The following is a 19,351-nucleotide window of genomic DNA, read 5'->3' on the forward strand; positions in this document are numbered from 1 at the left end:
GTCAGAAGGAGAAGGTGTAGCCGAGGTCGAACTGCACCAGGTGCGTGAGGCCCGGGCTGCCGGCGGGCTCACCGGTGGGATTGCCGGCCTCCCAGTCGTCGCGCAGCAGGTTCACGCGGTAGCTGTCCTTGAAGATCCAGTCGCGCAGCTCCAGCCGGATGCCGTGCTGCTCCTTGATGAAGAAGCGGAAGCCCAACGCGGCGGACACCACCGGCGCCACGCGCGACTCCTTCACCCAGTAGTTCTCCGTGGCGCTGCCCCGGTCATCCACGGCCGTGCGGTTGTCACAGACGCCCGCGGCCCGGTCCACGACCTGGGTGCACTGGATGACGGACTGGCGCTTCAGGTTGGTGAGGCCGCCGCCCGCCCAGAGGTACGTCTGGAAGTGCACCGGGATGTCCGCGACCAGGGAGATCTTCCCGTAGATGGGAGCCCACCGGGCGCCGACGACGCCGTGCAGGTTCATCCGCCACATGTCCTCCAGCTCGTCCGTGACGCGCTTGTCCTCGCGGTCCAGGAAGGACTCGGAGATGGAGCGCGCCAGGCCCGTCTGGCGGCTGACGGCGTAGCCCGCGCGTGCCTCCAGCGCGAACGTGTCGAACAGGTTGTAGGCCAGGCCTACGTCGAAGAAGTAGTGCGCCGTCAGGTGCGTCTGCACTGGCAGGCCCACGGACAGGGACAGCTCCGGATGGCCCGCGGGCTTGTAGAGCCGGTTGCGGACGACCGCCGAGTCCAGGACGCCGTCTTCCTGTGCGGCGGCGCCGAGCGCCGTCAGCGAGAGGCTCAGCGCGGCGAAGACGCGAAGCGTGCGTGCTTTCATATCTCCTGCCCGGCCCGGGGGTGGGCCGTTGGGTGATCCGGAGGGCAACCCGTCTGCTTGGACGGCGAGGCTCCGGCGTGGGACAGCGATGTGAGCACGGCGCCCATCCACCGCAAGCGGATCCCAGCGGCAGTCGGTAAAGTTTTCGCCCTTTGCCCCCAGGGCGACCAGCACTCAACGTTTCCAGACGGATGCGAGGCCTCGAGGCCCCGCGCGCGACGCGCGAAACACACCGCGCCCGGAAACGACGAACGCCCCGCCCGGCCACCCGAAGGTGCCCGAAGCGAGGCGTCGAATGGGGCGCGGTGTGAAGCGCCCCGGCGTCAGCGGCTGCGAATTACTTCGCGGCCTTGTGCTGCGCGCGCATGGCCACCTTGATGGAGGGGCGCACGATGACGATGCCGTCGTTGTGGCCGGCGACCGCGCCCTTCACGAGCACCAAGCCCTTCTCCACGTCCACGTCCACCACGGTCAGGTTCTGCGTGGTGACGCGGTCGACGCCGTAGTGACCCGGCATCTTCTTGTTCGGGTACGTACGGCCCGGCGTCTTACGCTGACCGATGGCGCCCGGGTGACGCTGATACTCGTGCGTACCGTGGGTCTTGGTCTGCGAGCCCTTGAAGCTCCAGCGGCGCATGACGCCGGAGAAGCCGCGGCCCTTGGTCACGCCGGTGACGTCCACCAGCTCGCCCTTGGCGAACATGTCCGCCTTGACGGCGTCGCCCACGTTGAAGCCCGCGGCCTCCTCGGCCGTGACGCGGAACTCACGCAGGTGACGGCGCGGCGTGGCGCTGGCCTTCTTGAAGAAGCCGAGCTCCGGCTTGTTCAGGAGCTTCTCGCGGATCTCGCCGAAGCCCACGGTCACCGCGGAGTACTGATCCTTCTCCGGGGTGCGCTTGCCGACCACCAGACAGGTGTTGACGTCGATGACCGTCACCGGAACGAGGTTGCCCTCGTCGTTGAACACCTGGGTCATGCCGATCTTCTTGCCAATCAGACCCTTCACGTCGTCCTCACAGCGAGCGCCCGTGGCGCTGAAAGCCCAATGAAATCAATGAACTGAACTGGCCTACACGCGTATCCGCGGCCGCCAGGAAGCGGCGCAAGATAGCAAACAGGTCCCCTACGTCAAGCACCAAGGGTGGGCGTCCCCCTCACTGCGCGACATCCAACCGCGGGTAGAAGGGGTCGAGCTGCTTGTCCGCGATGCGCTGGGCATACACCTCTTCGCCGAGGAGGAACAGGGCCTGATCCAGATAATCTTCCGCCCCCTTGATCTCTTCCTCCTTGGTGGCGATGGCCTGGTCGAGTTCCGCCATGCGGGCGTCGTGCTGCTGCTTCTGCTCCTCCGCGGCGTCTTCCAGCTCGATCAGGCGCTTGTGCGCCAGGATGCCGGCCCCGCCGGGCTGGCCGGGGGTGGGCGTGAGGGCGGTCGCCAGCTGGGACTCCCAGTCCTCCACCTCGCGCGCCAGGCGCATCTGGGCGATGCGGTTCTTCTTGAGGTTCTGCTTGGCGGCGTCCAGCTTCACCGGATCCTGGGTGGTCATCTCCAGGTCCGCGAGCTTCGCCTCCAGCTTCTTCAGGCCCACGACGGCGTAGCGCAGGTCGGCGCGGCGGGTGGCCAGCGTCTTGCGCAGCCCCTTCACCTTGCCCTCCACCGCCGTCACGGCCTTCTGGTACTTGCCGGTGATCTGCTTCTGGGCCGCGCACTCGTCCTCGTGCTGCGCCAGGAAGTCCTGGTAGGCCACGTCCTCGTCATTCATCTCCGCTTCCAGGGCCGCCAGCTCGTCCCGGCGCGCCTCCAGCACCTCTTCGGCGCGGTAGACGCGTTCCATGGAACGGGGGCAGTTCGGCTTGCCCGGGAGGACATCCCGGGCCAGGTCGCCGAGCTGGAAGATGAGATCGTTGTAGCTCTCCTTCGCCATGGGCCGATTCATACGCCCAAGACGCCGGGACTGTCACCGGCCGAGCGCGTTCCAGGCGCCCGGCCCCGGCCTCGCGGCCTCAGGAATCCGCGGGAGCCGCGACGGCCTGGGACTCGCCCCGCCGCACCGCCGCCAGGGCCCCTTCCGCCAGGGCGAGCAGCTCCCGGGCGCGGTCCTGCTCCTCGGTCCGGTTCAGTTCGCACACCCAGGCCGAGGACAGGTCCGCGTGCTGGCGCGCCATCTCCGCGGTCGTCTCATAGCGCGCGGCGGACGCACGGGCGAAGGCCCCCTCCCGGCGCAGCTCCAGCACCGTGTCTGGATCCAGATCGATTTCCTCCGGGGGCACTGGCAGCGGCCCTCGCCCCAGCGCCGCCAGGCGGGCCAGGAGCCGTGATGCATGGGCGCGGCAGAAGGCGGCCAGCACCATCAGGCGCGCCCGGACCCGCGCGTCGTTCATGCGCTCCGCCAGCCCCGTCATGCGACGGGCCGACACCACTTCTGCTTCCCACGCGGCGGCCAATGCGGCTGCCAGCCGGGTATGCCTCGCTCCCATCAGCGTCCCTCCCCCACCCTCGTGAGACGCAAGCTAGGAACGCTGTTGGTGCAATTCAACCGACCGCACGAGCAACCATCCAATAAAGCCCCACTCCCGCGAGGCAGATGGATGACAGGCGCACAACCTTCGAGTGCAGAAGGGGCCTGCGCTGGACGATCCGCAGCACGGGAACCAGGAAGGCCACTACCGCCGCCTGCCCCACCTCCACCCCCAGGTTGAAGCCCACGAGCGCTGGCACCACGGCCGTCCCCAACCCGTGGCCGCCGAGCACGCTCGCGAAGCCCAGCCCGTGCACCAGGCCGAAGAGGAAGGTGAGCCCCGCGCGGTGCCCGTGCCGGCGCAGGAACAGGTTCTCCAGCGCCATGTAGAGGATGGACGCGGCGATCGCGGCCTCCGCCCACCGGGTGCCCCGCGCGTCCAGCGTCACGTGGCCCAGGACGGTGAGCCCCAGCGTCAGCGAGTGCGCCAGCGTGAAGGACGTCACCAGCAGGAGGATCCGCCGGAACGAGCCGCCCACCAGCAACACGGCGAACAGGAACAGGAGATGATCCGCTCCGGCCAGGATGTGGCGGATGCCCTCGCCCACCCAGCCGGCGAACCCGCTCACCGCCCCGGGCGCGACCTCCACTTCATGGGCGTGGACGGCGGCCGGTCCCAGCAGGAGCAGCGCCAGCAACACCACCCGGACCCAGGGCAACGGCTTCATCGCGCGAAGGAGCCTGCCCTCCGCGCGCCCTGCCCGTCCACTACTCGCTCACGAACTCCAGCTGCACCTGCTGGCGGCCCGAAAGCCCGCCGTGGCGCGCGCCGCAGCGCGGACAGACCATCGGTTGATCCCACTCCCACTGCGCCTGCACCTCGTCCCCGCAGCAGACCATGGGGAGCGTGCGCAGCAGCTCCTCGTCCGGAGGCAGCGGCCGGGGCAGCGGCTCCGGCGCCACGGAGACGAAGGTGGGCCGCGGGTTCTGGGACAGCGTGCGCTGCACGTACGCCAATTGCTCGTACCGCACGTGGTTCGCCCACGCCCGAGCCATCTGCTCCACGTGCGCGGACTGATCCGGCGTGAGCCACGCGTCCGGCAGCGCGCGGTGGCCGCAGTACAGGCAGTGCCACGCGGGCAGCTCCTCCGCTGTGTACGCCTCGTGGAGGTTCTCGAAGGGGAAGTAGCCCGCGAGCAGCCGCTGCAGCATCCCCGCGTCGTGGCGGCTGGGCCGCGTCTTGAAGGAGCGCTGGCAGCGGGGACATTCGCGCCGAACGAAGCCCGCCTTGTCCCGCGGAAGCTCCAGCCACGCCATGTCCAGCTCCGGCAGGTTCATGCCATCCCCCGTCGGCGTCCCAGCGACGCGACGGCCAGCACGAACGCGACGAGCGAGAACACCAGGAGGAGGTGCACCCACTGCCCCTCCGTCGAACCGGTGATCAGCCCCATCACCCACAACACCATCAAGATGACGCCCATGGTCCAGTACACGCCACGCCTCCCGCCACAATCGGGCCCCGAAACTCAGACCGGGCCCAAGCTAGGAACGCAGGCGCACCGCGGCAACAGGTGGAGCTTTCTGCAGGGTCAGGTTGGGAAACAAACTTCCCAACCCGGGCATTTTTTCCGGCCGCCGTGGGCCGCGCCGGTCCTGTTTCCAGCCCCTCTCTTAAGGATCCGTGAGGCAGCTGGCGCACGCCACGTACGCTGGCACGTTGCCTGCTTAGCCGCTGGGTGTGGGCGAGTCAGTGGGCGCGGGCGGTTGGGGCGCCAGGGGAGGGCGAGATGCGGGGTTGGACGGTGGCGATGGTGGCGGCGGCGATGCTGGTGGGGGCGGACGCGGTGGCTTTCCCGGTGCAGGTGCCGGTGGGTGCCCAGGGTGAAGCGCCGGACGTCGCGGCCCTGAGGGCGCAGCTGGCGGAGAAGGACGCACAGCTCAAAGCCGCCCTGGCCCGGCTGCAGCAGTACGAGGACGAGGCGGACTACCTCCGCGCGGAGCAGATGGGCGTGGCCGAGGCCGTGCGCGCCTCCGGGCTCCCGGAGCGGCAGCAGCGCCGGCTGGCGGTGGCCATCGTCCGCGAGGCGGAGCGCAACAACCTGGATCCGCTGCTGGTGGTGGCGCTGATCCGCTGCGAGTCCTCCTTCAACAACTACGCGGTGTCCGGTGTGGGCGCCATGGGCCTCATGCAGGTGATGCCGGACACGGGCAAGTACCTGGCGGAGAAGTCCGGCTGGCGGCTGGGCCGCCACACCAACCTCTTCGACTTCGAGACGAACGTGAACCTGGGCACGGCCTACCTGGCGGACCTCATCAACCGCTTCGGCTCCGTGGAGGGCGCGCTCGTCGCCTACAACGCGGGTCCCGGGCTGGCCAAGCGCATCCTCGCGAAGAAGGAGAACCGGGTGAAGTTCATGGCCGGCTATCCCGCCAAGGTCGTGAAGGAGTTCCGCAAGCTGAAGGCCCAGCAGGAGCGCGCCATCAGCCTGCGTGCCGAGCAGCCGACAGCCGACCGCAAGGGTTGACCGCTGCGCGACACGCGCTTCGCCCGGTCGCCAACACTCCGGCCGAAGTTGCATGCCCGCCACTAACCTGATCGCCGGTGAAGGTGCACTGTCCGGCTCCGGCTGTGCACCCCCACCCCCCGGTGGGAACCCGGACCACCCCTGTGGCCCGGCAACGTGTGGCAGCCGCCATTTCATCGCGAGCTGCACACACGTGCACACCTCAGCGGGAGCGCGCATCATGACGGGGCTTCAGATTCATCGGCAGGAGGAGGCGGCGGGTCGGATCACGCTGCGCCTGGAAGGAACGCTGGACGGTCGTACGGCCCAGGAGCTGAGCAACTCGCTCCAGGCGCTGAGCCAGATTGAGGGCCAGGTGGTCCTGGACTTCGCGCACCTGCGCGAGTTCAAGGACAGCGCGGTGGGCATCCTGACCCACGGCCTGAAGGACAGCGCCGTGCAGCTGCGCGGGCTGGCCACGCATCACGAGCGGATGTTCCGCTACTTCGGCGTGCTGTCCTCGCCGACGACGCACCGGGCGTACTACACGCCCGAGGACATCTTCTCCGTCTGAGTCCTGGGTGGCCCTCCGGGCCGTGTGAATCCCCGGCAAGCGCCCGCGCCTCCAAGGCAGGCGGGCATCCGGCGTGGAACACGGGCGGCCTGGAGGGTGCCGGCGGGCGCTCGCCTGGGCTAGAGTCCGCGCCCAGATGACCCAGCCCGCTCGCGTCCTCGGTCCCGTCCCCTCCCCTGCTTCCGCGCGCGCGGTGATGGAGCGGCTCGCCGCCCAGCTTGGCCGCGCCGTGCAGGGCAAGCCGGAGGAGGTGCGGCGCGTCGTCACCTGCGTGGTGGCCGGCGGGCACCTGCTGCTGGAGGACATGCCCGGCGTGGGCAAGACGACGCTGGCGGAGGCGCTGGCGCGCGCGTGCGCCCTGTCCTTCGCCCGCATCCAGTTCACCGCGGACCTGCTGCCGGCGGACATCCTGGGCGCGCAGGTGTTCCACGCGCAGACGGCCACCTTCTCCTTCCGGCCCGGGCCGCTGTTCCGGCAGCTGGTGCTGGCGGACGAGCTCAACCGCGCGCCCCCGCGCACCCAGTCCGCGCTCCTGGAGGGCATGGCCCAGGGCCAAGTGTCGCTGGACGGGCAGACCCACGCGCTGCCCTCGCCCTTCACCGTGGTGGCCACCCAGAACCCGGTGGACTTCTCCGGCACCTATCCGCTGCCGGACTCGCAGCTGGATCGCTTCCTCGTGCGCCTGTCCCTGGGCCACCCGGCGCCGGACGTGGAGGCGCGCCTGCTCACCACGCGCGGCGCGGCGTCCCCGCTGCCCTCCGTGGAGGCCGTGACGGGGCCGGAGGAGCTGGCGTCGCTGCGGGACTTCGCCCAGGACGTGAAGCTGGACGCGGCGGTGGCGGACTACGTGGTGCGGCTGGCGCGGGCCACGCGCGAGCACGGCGACCTGGAGCGCGGCGCGTCCACCCGCGCGGTGCTGGCGCTGGGGTCCGCTGCCCGCGCCCAGGCCCTGTGGGAGGGGCGCGACTTCGTCACCCCTGGCGACGTGCGCGCCATGCTGGTGCCCTGCTGGGCGCACCGCGTGCTCTTGCGGAGCGCCGTGCAGGGGGTGTCCGCGCGGGACGAGGCGGCGCACCTGGTGGAGGAGATCGCCCGCAAGGTGGCGGCGCCCCGGTGAAGGCCCCCGCCCGTCCCCCCTTCAAGGCGCGGCTGCGCGCCTTCTTCCGTCCGCCGCGCACGCTGTCGGTGACGAAGACGGGCCGCACGTACCTGGTGGTGACGTTCGGCGTGGGGCTGGGCGCGCTCAACACGGGCAACAACCTGCTCTACCTGTTGCTGGGCCTGCTGCTCAGCATGGTGGTGGTGTCCGGCGTGCTGTCGGAGCGCTGCCTGCGCGACCTGACGGTGCGCCGGGTGGGCGCGGACGCGGCCTTCGCGCGCGAGCCCTTCGCCTACCGCTGGGCGGTGTCGCGCAAGCAGGGGCACGGCTTCGCGCTGACGTTCTCCGAGGACCTCTCCCCGCTCACCGGCACCGGGAAGCTGGGGCACCTGCCCGCGGGCAGGGAGCACATCGTCCGGGCGGACCTGGCCGCGCCACACCGGGGCCCCGTGCGCCTGTCCGGAGTGCGCGTCACCACCACGTGGCCGTTGGGCCTCTTCGCCAAGACGCGCGTGTTCTCCCTGGAGGGGACGCTGCTCGTCTACCCACGCCGGGGCTACGCCTGCAAGGAACCGGGGCCCGCGCAGAAGGGCCCCCGGGGCGAGGCGGGCAGCCCGCGCCACCTGGACGGCACCGGCGACGTGGCGGGCCTGCGCGAGCTTGGCGCGAACGAAGACGCGCGCCGCATCCACTGGCTGAAGAGCGCCGCGGCGGGGCGCCTCTTGAAGGTGGAGCGCGAGCGCGAGGAGCGCCGCGTCTGGAAGCTCGCGCTGGAGACGGGCCTCACGGGTGACGCGCTGGAGCGCCGCTGCGAGGAGGTCGCCGCCCAGGCGCACCAGTTGCTGGACGCGGGACATGAAGTGGGCCTCCAGTTGCCGGAGCGCGCGCTGCGGCCCGCCGCGGGGGCTTCGCAGGAGCGCCGCATCCTCCAGGCGCTCGCGTGGCTGGGCTTCGAGGGCGCGGACGCAGGGACGGACTCCCGGGAGGCGGCGTGAAGCGCCCCTTGCGGCTGCGGCTCGTTCTGCGCGACCTGGCGGCGGGCTCCGCGTTTGGCGCGATGGCCATGTCCGGCCAGCTCCCCGTGTGGGTGCTGGGCGTCTTCGCCGGGGCGCTGGTGCTGGCGCTGTGCAACGTGCGGCTCGTCTCGCGCTTCTCCCGCCTGTCCGTGCTGGGGCTGCTGATCGCCGCGGTGCTCCTGGGCCTCCAGCTGACGTCCGGCGCGATGAACGCGGTGGTGGCGGCGTGCGCCTTCGCGAGCCTCATCGCCGCGCAGCGGATGCTGTCCACGCCGGACGCCGCGGCCGAGGGGCAGACGCACCTGACGGGCCTCCTGATGGTGGCCGGTGGCGCGGCGCTGTCGGGCGACATGTCCTACGCGCTGTGCCTCATCGCCTTCGGGGTGCTGGCCAGCCTGTCGCTGGCACTGGGCGTGGTGGAGGCGGCGGTGCCGGACGACGAGCCCGTGCCGGTGCGCGCGGTGCTGCGGCCCTTGTCCGTGGGCGTGTCGTTCGCGGTGGCCGGTGCGGTGGCCTTCTTCGTGCTCTTCCCCCGCCTCAACTGGGCCATGGTGGGGCCGCGCTCGGGGCCGGGCCTGGGCGCGGTGAGCAGCGCGGGCTACTCCAACACCGTGCGGCTGGGCGGCGCGGGCACCATCAAGGGCAACCCGCGCGTGGTGCTGCGCGCCACGCTCACGCCCGACCCGGGCCTCGAGGCGCTGGACGCCTACTGGGTGGGCCGCACCTACGACACCTTCGACGGCATGGAGTGGACGAACGTCGTCGGCCCGCGGCAGACGGAGCGGCAGATCACCCTGCGCCCCGCCAGCGACACGCTCCTGCACCAGCGCATCGAGCTGTTGCCCGCGTACGGCGCCCGCACGCTGATTGCCCTGGAGACGCCTTCACGCCTGGGCAACGCCATGGCCCACACGCCCACCGGCACCCGCAACAGCCCGGTGCAGCTCCAGGGCGGCGGCGAGGTGCGCTTCACCATCGCCGCGCCCTCGTACACCTACGAGGCCTACAGCCTGCCGCCGGACGCGAAGAACGGCCTGGCCCCGGGCCTGGTCCAGGCCGAGCGCGATCAACTCCTGGCGCTGCCCGAGCACCTGGACGCGCGCGTAGCCCAGCTGGCGGCGCGGGTGCTCCAGGGAGAGAAGGAGCCGCTGGCCGCGGCGCGCAAGCTCACCGCCTTCCTGCAGCGGGACTACGCATACACGTTGGAGCAGGCAGGCACGCCCGAGGATCCGCTGGCGGAGTTCCTCTTCGTGCGCAAGTCGGGCCACTGCGAGCACTTCGCCACCGCGCTCACGCTGATGCTGCGCACGCAGGGCATCGGGGCGCGGCTCGCCACGGGCTTCTATGGCGGCACGCGCATGGACGGCGGCTACCTGGTGCGCGCGGGCGACGCGCACGCCTGGACGCACGTGCTCGTCCCGGGGCGGGGCTTCGTCACCGTGGACGCGACGCCACCGTCGAACCGCACGAGCCAGGGCTCCGTGCTGCTGGAGAAGGTGCTCGCCCTCTACGAAGCGGTGGAGGCGCGCTGGCGCAACTCCGTCGTCGACTACTCCTTCCGCGACCAGTTCGAGCTGGCGAGCGCCCTGGTCCGCCCGCCGCGCCGCGCGCCCGGCGCCCCCGCGAACGAAGCCCCCAGCCGCCTGCCCCCGCCGCGCGCGTGGGTGACCGCCGCCATCGTGGCCTTCGTCGTCTGGCGCGCGGGCCGCCTCGTCTCCCGCTGGACGGGCCGCGCCCCGGTGCTGGAGGCCACGCGCTTCCTCGACCGGGTGGACACGGCGCTCCAGAAGGCCCATGTGCCGCGCTTCGAACACGAGACGCTGGAGGACCTGACCACGCGCCTGGCGCGTGAAGGCCATCCGCTGGCGCTGGCGCTGACGCCCCTCACCCGCCGCTACCTGGAGGCCCGCTTCGGCGGCCATGCCCTGCGCGAGGGAGAGGCCGAGCACCTGCTCGCCACCCTGCGCCACGCGCTGGAAGCGGAAGCCGCCCGCCGCACCGCGAAGCCGGCCGGACAGGCGGGCCCTACCGCCCGCGCCTCCTGAGCGGAAGAGAAGTGCCCTCCGGACGGAAGCGGGCTTCCGTCGCCGGTCGCCCGCCCTCCCCAGGAACGCCCGGCCGAGGTGGAGAAATGTCTCCACCCTCCGCCATGCGGCGCCATTAAGCGTTTCACGGAACCCCATTCGCGGACGTCATGGCGACGTGCGCTCGAGGGCCGTGCGCCGTGCATTTTCTCCCCTCGCAGACCCCCGGATTTCCAACCGGCCACGGGTAACCGTTACAGACCGTTTCCAGGCGACGCCCACCTGCGTCCTGCAACCCCTCGGAGACACACGCGAATACATCCAACCCTGGTTGGCATCCCGGTTGCTCAGGGCAGACACGTCAAGTTGTAGGACTTGAACCCAGAGCACCTTTCAAGCGCCTCCGCCGCGGCAGGAGGCCCGATTTGGAGAACCCATCCATGCAGGCATCGACCGAGCAGTCGTCCAATTCTGGCTCCCTCGCGATGTATCTCTCGGAGATCAACCAGTACTCGCTCCTGAAGGTGGAGGAGGAGCAGGAGCTGGCGCGCCGGTTCATCAAGGGGGACCTGGCCGCCGGCCACCGCCTGGTGACGAGCAACCTGCGCTTCGTCGTGAAGGTCTCCTACGAGTACCGCTCCTACGGCATCAAGATGTCGGACCTCATCCAGGAGGGGAACATCGGCCTGATGAAGGCGGTGCAGAAGTTCGACCCGGACAAGGGCATCCGCCTCATTTCGTACGCGGTGTGGTGGATCCGCGCGTACATCCAGAACTACATCCTGAAGAGCTGGTCCCTGGTGAAGCTTGGGACCACGCAGGCGCAGCGCAAGCTGTTCTTCAGTCTGGCCCGCACGCGCCGGGAGCTGGAGAAGCTGGGCAGCGGCGAGGCCGTGGTGAACGTGGATGAGATTGCCCGGAAGCTCCATGTGAAGCCCGGCGAGGTGCGTGAGATGGAGCAGCGCATGGGCGGCCGGGACCTGTCCCTGGACGCGCCCATGGGCGAGGACGGCGGCAACAGCCACGTGGACTTCGTGGTGAGCGCCGCGGCGCCCCAGGACGACGAGTTCGCGGACAAGGAGGAGGCGGGCCTCATCAACAACCGCGTCCGCACCGCCCTCATGCGCCTGGATCCGCGCGAGCGCTTCATCATCGAGCAGCGCGTGATGAACGAGCGCCCCATGACGCTCAAGGAGCTGGGCGAGCACTTCGGCTTCTCCCGCGAGCGCGCGCGCCAGCTGGAGATCCGCGCCAAGGACAAGCTCAAGTCGGAGCTGGCCGCCCTGATGGCGGAGGTGGATCCGGAGACGATGGCCGCCCAGGGCTGAAGGGGCAGTTTTCGCACCCCGGCGGAGACCCTGCTACAACGGGCCCCCTGATTTCCTGTCAGGAGTGCCTGCTTGTCCCACGGTTCCCCGCCGGTCGTCGATGATCGCGTCCCCCTCGCGGAGGCGCATGGCTCCGCCCCGCACAAACCCTATGTGCCCCCCGAGCAGTCGCCCGCGGAGCTGACCATCCGCGGCCTGGTGCTCGGGTCGGTGCTGGGCATCGTGTTCGCGGCGTCGTCCGTGTACCTGGCCATCAAGGTCGGCCTCACGGTGTCCGCGTCCATCCCAGTGGCGGTGCTCTCCATCGCCATCTTCCGGGCCCTGGGGCGCTCCAGCATCCTGGAGAACACCATCGTCCAGACGACGGGCTCGGCGGGTGAGTCGCTCGCGTTCGGCGTGGCGGCGGCCCTGCCCGCGCTGCTCATCCTGGGCTACGACATCAGCCTCACGCACGCGTTCCTCACCGCCGCGCTGGGCGGCGTCCTGGGCGTGCTGATGATGATCCCCCTGCGCCAGGGCCTCATCGTCCAGGAGCACGGCAAGCTCACCTACCCGGAGGGCACCGCCAGCGCGGACGTGCTCATCGTCGGAGAGCAGGGCGGCACCAACGCCCGCACGGTCATCCTGGGTTTCATCATCGGCGGCGTCTACAAGTTCGCCTACTCCGGGATGAAGCTCTTCAAGGAGGCCATCGGGACGCCCATCAAGGGGCTCAAGGCCGCGACGCTCTCCACGGAGGTGTCCCCGGAGCTGCTCGGCGTGGGCTACATCATCGGGCCTCGCGTGGCGGGCATCACCTTCGCGGGCGGCGTGCTCAGCTACCTCATCCTCATCCCGATGATCTCCTTCTTCGGCAGCGGCATGGAGACGCCGCTGCTGGTGCACAACGGGATGTTGATCAAGGACATGTCGCCGGATCAGATCCGCAACGCGTACGTGCTCTACATCGGCGCGGGCGCGGTGGCGACGGGCGGCCTCATCAGCCTCATCCGCTCCCTGCCCACCATCGTGGGCGCCTTCAAGCGCAGCGTGGAGACGCTGCGTCAGTCGCGCACGCAGGGCGCCCTGCCCACGGTGCTGCGCACGGATCACGACCTGCCCATCACGGTGGTGCTGGTGGGCAGCGCGCTGCTCATCCTGGCCATCTGGCTGGCGCCGCCGCTGCACGTGAACTTCATCTCCGCCATCCTCATCGTCATCTTCGGCTTCTTCTTCGTGACGGTGAGCGCGCGCATCACCGGTGAGATTGGCTCGTCGTCCAACCCCATCTCCGGCATGGTGGTGGCCACGCTGCTCGTCACCTGCCTCGTGTACCTGCTGTTCGGCTGGACGTCGTCGCCGGACCGCTTCATGGCGCTCACCACGGCGGCCATCGTGGGCATCGCCGCGTCCAACGGTGGCACCACCGCGCAGGACCTGAAGACGGCGTTCCTCGTGGGCGGCACGCCCAAGAAGCAGCAGATCGCCCTCTTCGTGGGCGTGCTCACCAGCGCGATGTTCATCGGCCTGGTGCTGGTGCTGCTCAACCAGGGCGCCACCACGGTCATCCCGGAAGCGCACCCGGGCGTGCAGGTGACGGAGCTCACGCAGGAGACGCGCACCCAGCACACCTACCGCTGGGCGGTGTCCCAGGACGCGCTCACCCAGCGCGGCATGACGCCCGCGCAGCTCAAGCGCTCGCTGTGGGCGGAGCGCCTGGACGTGGCGACGGTGGACGGCGGGCTGGAGCTGCGCAGTTGGCGCCCGATGCCGCCCGAGCAGTTGTCCGGCCTCACGCTGGCGCCGGCCAACGGCCCGTCGCTGAAGCTGTCGGACGCGGGCGCCATCACCGCCGGTCCGGACCGCGTCTACAAGGAAGGCTTCGTGCGCGGCGCGGACACGCCCGTCCCCGCCGGCCGCTACCTGGTGGATGGCCAGGGCACCATCCAGTACGTGGTGGACCCGGGCATCGGCGGGCGCATCAGCGAGTACGAGGGCCAGACGCTCACCCGCTACTCCGCGCCCAAGGCGCAGCTGTTCGCGCTCATCATCGACGGCATCCTCACGCAGCGGCTGCCGTGGGACCTGGTGCTGCTGGGCGTCTTCATCGCGCTGATGCTGGAGCTGTGCGGCGTGTCCTCGCTGCCCTTCGCGGTGGGCGTGTACCTGCCCATCAGCAGCAGCGCCCCCATCTTCGTGGGCGGCATGGTGCGCCACTTCGTGGACAAGCTGCGCGGCGGCAGCGCGGCGGAGTCCGAGTTCTCCCCCGGCACGCTGATGTCCTCCGGCTACATCGCGGGCGGCTCCATCGCGGGCGTGCTGATTGCCTTCCTTGAAATCGCCAGCGACGGCGCCTGGACGCGCGCCATCAACCTGCCCGCCCTCTTCGGCCATGAAGGCGCGGTGGGCGCCTTCCTCAACGCCGTGGGCGAGAGCGAGCTGGCGCACCCGACGTGGTCCAACGTCTGGGGCCTGGCGTTCTTCGCCGTCCTCACCGCGGTGCTGTTCCGCTCCGCCCTCAAGGGCAAGAGCGGCGCGGAGTCCCCGCCGCCGTCGCACTGACGGCCAGAAGCACCCTCCCCGCTTCGTTCCCGGCGGGGAGGCCCTGGCCTTACAGCCCGGGCACCGACGGCGGCACCTCCGTGTCGCCGCCGGAGTCCCCCGCCCCCTTCGCGCAGACGTACTCCGCCCGCAGCGGCGTCACGATGCCGAAGGTGAAGGCGTAGACGAACGGGCTCCACCACGGCCAGTACACGTCCACCCGGGACAGGCCATGCCGGCACTCCGCCGCGGCCACGTTGGACGTCGTCAGCCCCTCCACCAGGCTCACGCCCGTCTGGGACTCCGGTGCGCCGTCGCGCGGCGCCGGACTGCGCACGCTCATGCGGAAACAGCCCGTGAGGGACGCCAGGACCAGGGCGGACACGGCCAGTCGCTTCATGGACGGGACTCCGGACGGCAAGGGGGCCCCTTGCGTAACACACCCGGGCTTCACCGCCAGTCCGCCCCTGTTGCCCAGGTGTCACGCCAACCCCCTGGATTCAGGGCGCTTCCCGAATTGGGTCCTGAACCTGGACGGGAGTACACTCAAGCTCCCCCCATCGGGGCCTTCCGCCCCCTCCGGATTCTTCAGGTTTCATGGCACAGCCCCAGAAAGTCACGGACGCGACCGCGGAACCGGAGCAGTCGCCGGAGGTCCGCGAGAAGGTGGAACTGGCGAAGACGTTCGCGTTCCACCTGCTCAAGGGCATCAAGCAGATTGGCATGTACCGCCACAACGAGGCGCGCTTCCCGGAGTTCCTCTCCAAGGCGCTGGAGGCCATCTCCACGTACACGGAGAAGTTCGGACCGCTCTCGCTGAAGGTGGAGCAGCAGAACTTCATGCTGCACGGCGAGCCGCTCTTCTCCGAAGAGTCGCCGCTGCCCTACAAGTTCTTCCGCGACGGCATCCGCCAGCTCATCTTCCGGCCGGGGCTGCCGCTGGAGGAGCTCGTCACCCTCACGCTCATCGCGCTGTCGGAGCCGGAGCGCGGCGCGGACGACGTGCTCGCGCAGCTGTGGCGCGCGGGCATGCAGCAGGTGGAGTACGTGGTGGTGGAGGGCTTCTCCATGGAGGGCGCCTCCGAGGACGAGGTCCAGGTGGAGGTGGACAAGGTGGTGGGCTACCTCTACTCCCGCCTCCAGACGAACTCGGATGACTTCCTGCGCTTCGCGCGCGTGTCCGCGGAGGACCTGGACGCGAAGCTGGACGGCGTGGAGCAGATCCGCGGCCTCGTCGTGGGCGGCCGGCACGCCTCGGACGACCTGAAGGCTCGCATCCAGCGCGAAATCACCGAGGAAGAGAACGCGCGCCTCTTCCCGAAGCTGGTGGGCGCGGTGTTCCAGGTGGTGGAAGGCGGCGTGGATGACGCGGCGCTGCTGGAGGAGATCTTCCTGCAGCTGTTGGACATGCTGCTGCTCCAGGACGACTTCGCCACGGTGAATCAGATCGTCCTCAAGCTGCGCGCGCTCTCCCAGCGCGAGGGCGGTGAGGACCTGGGGCGGCTGCTCACCAACTTCCTCCACAAGATGGGCGAGGAGCAGCGCCTCACGCGAATGGGCGAGTCGCTGAAGACGACGCGCACCCGCCAGCCACAGGACGTGACGCGCTACCTGCAGGCGCTGGGCGTGGACTCGGTGCTGCCGCTGCTCAGCGTGCTGGAGACCATCGAGCTGCCGGAGAACCGCGCGCTCTTGTGCGACGTGCTGGCCACGTTCGCGCGCGACCTGCCGGAGCCCTTCGTCGCGCGCCTGTTGTCGGACCGGCCGCAGACGGTGCGCGACATGGTCTACATCCTGGAGAAGAGCAACCACCCGGAGCGGGTGAAGATGTTCGGCCAGGTGATGAAGAGCCCCAACCTGGTGGTGAAGCTGGAGGTCATGCAGATCATCGGCAGGGGCCGCTCGGCGGAGGCCCGGCGCATCATCCTGGATGCGCTCACCGACGGCGTCTCCCAGGTGCGCATGCTGGCCGCCAAGCTGCTGCCGGAGTTCGACCGCGAGCGGGCCTTCACGGACCTGGTGCGGCAGGTGCGCGACCCCAGCTGGGACAAGAAGACGTCCGACGAGAAGGCCGCCGTCTACGCGGCCATCGGGTCCACCAACCTGCCCGCCGCGCTGTCCATGATGCAGCAGTTGCTGACGGTGAAGCCGTCCCTGCTCAACAAGCGGCGGGTGATGGAGGACAAGCTCCTGGCCATCACCGGCCTGGGCGGCGCGGGCTCCATCCAGTCCTACAAGATGTTGCAGGGCGTGGTGGAGGACAAGGCGCAGCCGCTGGAGGTCCTCACCGCGGCCCGCAAGGCGATGTACCAGACGCGCAAGTCCCTGTTCGGGGACTCGGCGCTCCCGGAAGAAGCGAGCTGACACCATGGCCGACAATCTGAAGATCAATCAGACCCAGGACGAGAACCTGGGCGAGTACGGTCGAGAGCACAACGAGAAGCTCCAGAACCTGTCGCGCTCCATGCTCGCGGGCCTCTACATGCTGGTGCGCTCGGTGAAGATGTATGACCCGGAGAACGCCGTCTTCGAAAAGCCGCTCCACCAGCTCCAGGACATCATCAACCAGATCATCGGCAAGGAAGGCCGGCTGGAGCTGACGGGCGTCAAGGACTCGTTCTACTTGAACGGCATGCTGGTGAAGGTGGACCTGAACTCCATCGAGAACCAGCGCTACCTGCTGTCGGAGATGCGCGCCAAGGACGTGGGCGGCATCACGCTGACCAAGCCCGTCACCACGCAGGAGCTGAAGAACTTCGTCTGGATCTTCAGCAAGGAGCAGTCCTCCACCGCGGAGGAGGACGGCCTGCAGGGGCGCAAGCTCCTCAACATGCGCGTGGCGAAGTTCTCCAAGCTGAAGGAGAAGCTCAACAAGGACATGGACACGCCGGGCGACCAGAAGGTCGACCGCAAGAAGTACGCGATGACCGTGTACGCCCGCGCGGTGTTCTTCCTGCAGAAGTACCTGGAGTCCGTGCGCGCGGGGAAGCCCATCGGCTCGTCGCGGGCGCTGCGCCTGGTGCAGGACTTCGTGGACATCTCCTACGATCAGCGCACCCACTTCCTGGGCATGACGACGCAGAAGCGCGAGGAGGACTACCTCGTCTACCACCAGGTGAACGTGGCGCTGATGTGCATCGTGTTCGGCGCGGAGCTGGGGCTCACCAAGCCGCAGCTGCGCGACCTGGGCTACATCGCGCTCTTCCACGACGCGGGCATGACGACGCTGCCGGAGGAGCTGGCCACCAAGCGCGGCGCGCTCACCGCGGACGAGAAGACGACGGTGGCCCGCGCGCCGCTCATCAGCGTGCGCAACATCCTGATGGAGAAGGGCTTCAGCCGCTCCACGCTCTTGCGCGTGGTGACCACGTTCGAGCACAAGACGGACTACGGCACCGCGGTGCGGGACGCGCGCGGCAACATCCAGATGATCATCCCCAAGACGAACCTGGGGGTGTACGCGAAGATCATCGCCATCTGCGACGCGTACGACGCGCTCACCTCCCGCAGGCCCTACCGGGACGCGTACGGCCCGGAGGTGGCGCTGATGCTGATGTGGACGGAGATGCGCCAGAAGTTCGACCCGGAGCTCCTGTCCGTCTTCATGCGGGTGATGGCCATCCAGCCCATCAAGGTCCTCTCCCGCCGTCAGCAGCAGCTCAGCGTTTCCGGCCTGTAGCCTTCTTCACCGGGGCCTTCGCCTTCGCGGGAGGCCCCGGGGGGACGCTCGCCTCGCGCAGCACGGTGAGCGCCTTCTGGAAGTCCTCCGGCAGGGGGGCTTCCAGGTCCAGCGCCTTGTGGGTGCGCGGGTGTTCGAAGGCCAGGCGCCACGCGTGCAGCGCCTGGCGGCCCAGCGCCTGCTGCGCGTCCGCCACCGCGCCCTTCGCCTTACGGCCGGCGCCGTAGAGCGCGTCGCACAGGAGCGGATGTCCGGCCTCCGCCAGGTGGACGCGGATCTGATGCGTGCGGCCGGTGAGCAGGTCCACCTCCACCAGCGCGGCGCCGTCGAAGGCCTCGCGCACGCGGAACAGGGTGATGGCGGGCTTGCCCTCCTTCACCTTGCCGGTGAACTTCTGGCGGTGGATGGGGTGGCGGCCGTAGAGCGTCTCGATGCGCCCCTCCGCGGGCGGCGCGCCGTGCACCAGGGCCAGGTACGTCTTCTGGACCTCGCGCGTCTTGAAGGCCTTCTGGAGCGCCACCAGGGCCCGCTCGTGCTTGGCCACCACGAGGCAGCCGGTGGTGTCCTTGTCCAGGCGGTGGACGATGCCGGGGCGCAACTCGCCGCCCACGCCGGCCAGGTCCTTCACGCGGTGCAGCAGCGCGTTGACCAGCGTCCCGGACGCGTGACCCGCGCCCGGGTGCACCACCATGCCGGCGGCCTTGTCCACGACGACGAGGTCCCGGTCCTCGTGCAGCACGGACACGGGCAGGGCCTCCGCCTGCGGAATCGCGGCGACGGGCGCGGGGACGTGGAGGGCCAGCAGCTCGCCTCCGCGCAGGCGCTGCGCGGCCTTGGCGGGCTTGCCGTCCGACAGCACGTGGCCGTCGGCGATGAGGCCCTGGAGGCGGGAGCGGGTGAGGTCCGGGAACGCGCGGGCCAGGTACGCATCCAGGCGCTCGCCCCGGGCCTCGGGGAGGGCGCGGTGCTCGCGCGTGTCGGGTGAGGCCACGGGGGTGGGCGCTACCAGATCTTCGACTTCACGTGCGCCTTGGAGCGCAGCACGATGTCGTTGATGGCGCGCTCGAAGAAGTTCGCCTGGGTGCTGATCTCCGCGCTCACGCGGCTCTTATAGAGCGCGCGCCCCTCTTCCAGTTCCTCCTTGAGGACCTCGAAAAGGTTGTCCTGCTCGATGCCCTTGATGATCTTCTGCTCGTTGTAGAGCGAAATATCGGAGGCGATCGCGCGGGCGAGTCGCATCGCCTTGACCTTTTCCTCTTCCGTCATCGTGCCACTACTTAGGCACCCACCCCGTGCGAGTCAACTTTTCCCGTCGCACGGGAGGGTGC

At 69.8% G+C, this 19,351-nt stretch carries 19 protein-coding genes; 9 read left to right on the forward strand and 10 right to left on the reverse strand.

Features of this window, described 5'->3' with window-relative positions; genetic code table 11:
* Position 1: 1 nt before the first annotated feature.
* The 7 genes from JYJ93_RS26970 to JYJ93_RS27000 form a co-directional block, all read right to left on the reverse strand.
* Positions 2 to 820 carry an outer membrane beta-barrel domain-containing protein gene (locus tag JYJ93_RS26970; protein ID WP_206796563.1) on the reverse strand — a complete coding sequence of 273 codons (819 nt, stop codon included), beginning with the start codon at positions 818 to 820 and terminating at the stop codon, positions 2 to 4.
* A gap of 337 nt (positions 821 to 1,157) precedes the next feature.
* A complete protein-coding gene (gene rplC / locus JYJ93_RS26975) occupies positions 1,158 to 1,826 on the reverse strand; it encodes a 50S ribosomal protein L3 (protein WP_120589586.1) in 669 nt (222 codons plus the stop codon).
* 148 nt (positions 1,827 to 1,974) lie between these two features.
* Positions 1,975 to 2,745 (reverse strand): hypothetical protein, encoded by a 771-nt coding sequence (locus JYJ93_RS26980; RefSeq protein ID WP_206796564.1) that lies wholly within the window; start codon positions 2,743 to 2,745, stop codon positions 1,975 to 1,977.
* Between the two features lie 79 nt (positions 2,746 to 2,824).
* Positions 2,825 to 3,238: a hypothetical protein gene (locus JYJ93_RS26985; RefSeq protein ID WP_223743187.1), complete on the reverse strand. Its 414-nt coding sequence runs from the start codon at positions 3,236 to 3,238 to the stop codon at positions 2,825 to 2,827.
* 115 nt (positions 3,239 to 3,353) lie between these two features.
* Positions 3,354 to 4,007, reverse strand: coding sequence for a HupE/UreJ family protein (locus JYJ93_RS26990; protein WP_206796566.1), 654 nt, complete (start codon positions 4,005 to 4,007; stop codon positions 3,354 to 3,356).
* A gap of 40 nt (positions 4,008 to 4,047) precedes the next feature.
* The gene (locus JYJ93_RS26995) at positions 4,048 to 4,617 is read right to left on the reverse strand and encodes a hypothetical protein (RefSeq protein WP_206796568.1); all 570 of its coding nucleotides are present in this window, start codon (positions 4,615 to 4,617) and stop codon (positions 4,048 to 4,050) included.
* Positions 4,614 to 4,772, reverse strand: coding sequence for a lmo0937 family membrane protein (locus JYJ93_RS27000; RefSeq protein ID WP_206796577.1), 159 nt, complete (start codon positions 4,770 to 4,772; stop codon positions 4,614 to 4,616). The genes JYJ93_RS26995 and JYJ93_RS27000 overlap by 4 nt, the downstream gene beginning before the upstream one ends.
* 294 nt (positions 4,773 to 5,066) lie before the next feature.
* On the opposite strand from JYJ93_RS27000, the gene JYJ93_RS27005 reads away from it, so the two are divergent.
* The 7 genes from JYJ93_RS27005 (at position 5,067) to JYJ93_RS27035 (ending at position 14,365) form a co-directional block, all read left to right on the forward strand.
* On the forward strand, positions 5,067 to 5,804 hold the full coding sequence (locus JYJ93_RS27005; protein WP_206796579.1) for a lytic transglycosylase domain-containing protein: 738 nt from the start codon (positions 5,067 to 5,069) through the stop codon (positions 5,802 to 5,804).
* A 220-nt stretch (positions 5,805 to 6,024) separates the two neighbouring features.
* Positions 6,025 to 6,357, forward strand: coding sequence for an STAS domain-containing protein (locus JYJ93_RS27010; RefSeq protein ID WP_206796582.1), 333 nt, complete (start codon positions 6,025 to 6,027; stop codon positions 6,355 to 6,357).
* Positions 6,358 to 6,493: 136 nt separating this feature from the next.
* Positions 6,494 to 7,474 carry a MoxR family ATPase gene (locus JYJ93_RS27015; RefSeq protein ID WP_206796584.1) on the forward strand — a complete coding sequence of 327 codons (981 nt, stop codon included), beginning with the start codon at positions 6,494 to 6,496 and terminating at the stop codon, positions 7,472 to 7,474.
* Positions 7,471 to 8,451, forward strand: coding sequence for a DUF58 domain-containing protein (locus tag JYJ93_RS27020; RefSeq protein WP_206796586.1), 981 nt, complete (start codon positions 7,471 to 7,473; stop codon positions 8,449 to 8,451). The genes JYJ93_RS27015 and JYJ93_RS27020 overlap by 4 nt, the downstream gene beginning before the upstream one ends.
* Positions 8,448 to 10,517, forward strand: a complete 2,070-nt coding sequence (locus tag JYJ93_RS27025; RefSeq protein WP_206796589.1) for a DUF3488 and transglutaminase-like domain-containing protein — start codon at positions 8,448 to 8,450, stop codon at positions 10,515 to 10,517. The genes JYJ93_RS27020 and JYJ93_RS27025 overlap by 4 nt, the downstream gene beginning before the upstream one ends.
* 419 nt (positions 10,518 to 10,936) lie before the next feature.
* On the forward strand, positions 10,937 to 11,824 hold the full coding sequence (locus JYJ93_RS27030; RefSeq protein WP_206796597.1) for an RNA polymerase factor sigma-32: 888 nt from the start codon (positions 10,937 to 10,939) through the stop codon (positions 11,822 to 11,824).
* Positions 11,825 to 11,896: 72 nt separating this feature from the next.
* Positions 11,897 to 14,365, forward strand: a complete 2,469-nt coding sequence (locus tag JYJ93_RS27035) for an oligopeptide transporter, OPT family (RefSeq protein WP_206796607.1) — start codon at positions 11,897 to 11,899, stop codon at positions 14,363 to 14,365.
* 49 nt (positions 14,366 to 14,414) lie between these two features.
* Here JYJ93_RS27035 and JYJ93_RS27040 read toward each other — a convergent pair whose 3' ends face one another.
* Complete coding sequence (locus tag JYJ93_RS27040; RefSeq protein WP_206796609.1) at positions 14,415 to 14,744, reverse strand: hypothetical protein; 330 nt, start codon at positions 14,742 to 14,744, stop codon at positions 14,415 to 14,417.
* Between the two features lie 197 nt (positions 14,745 to 14,941).
* Between JYJ93_RS27040 and JYJ93_RS27045 the strand changes: the two genes are divergently transcribed.
* Both JYJ93_RS27045 and JYJ93_RS27050 read left to right on the forward strand, forming a co-directional pair.
* The gene (locus JYJ93_RS27045) at positions 14,942 to 16,708 is read left to right on the forward strand and encodes a HEAT repeat domain-containing protein (protein ID WP_206796611.1); all 1,767 of its coding nucleotides are present in this window, start codon (positions 14,942 to 14,944) and stop codon (positions 16,706 to 16,708) included.
* A 4-nt stretch (positions 16,709 to 16,712) separates the two neighbouring features.
* Positions 16,713 to 18,023: an HD domain-containing phosphohydrolase gene (locus JYJ93_RS27050; protein ID WP_206796613.1), complete on the forward strand. Its 1,311-nt coding sequence runs from the start codon at positions 16,713 to 16,715 to the stop codon at positions 18,021 to 18,023.
* Here the strand turns inward: JYJ93_RS27050 and JYJ93_RS27055 are convergent.
* Together JYJ93_RS27055 and JYJ93_RS27060 are read right to left on the reverse strand one after the other, a co-directional pair.
* Positions 18,004 to 19,014 carry an RluA family pseudouridine synthase gene (locus tag JYJ93_RS27055; protein WP_206796615.1) on the reverse strand — a complete coding sequence of 337 codons (1,011 nt, stop codon included), beginning with the start codon at positions 19,012 to 19,014 and terminating at the stop codon, positions 18,004 to 18,006. The two genes, JYJ93_RS27050 and JYJ93_RS27055, sit on opposite strands and share 20 nt — an antisense overlap.
* A gap of 11 nt (positions 19,015 to 19,025) precedes the next feature.
* On the reverse strand, positions 19,026 to 19,289 hold the full coding sequence (locus JYJ93_RS27060; protein ID WP_120526362.1) for a hypothetical protein: 264 nt from the start codon (positions 19,287 to 19,289) through the stop codon (positions 19,026 to 19,028).
* Positions 19,290 to 19,351 lie beyond the last annotated feature (62 nt).

It is taken from the genome of Corallococcus sp. NCSPR001, assembly GCF_017309135.1.
Classification (GTDB): domain Bacteria; phylum Myxococcota; class Myxococcia; order Myxococcales; family Myxococcaceae; genus Corallococcus.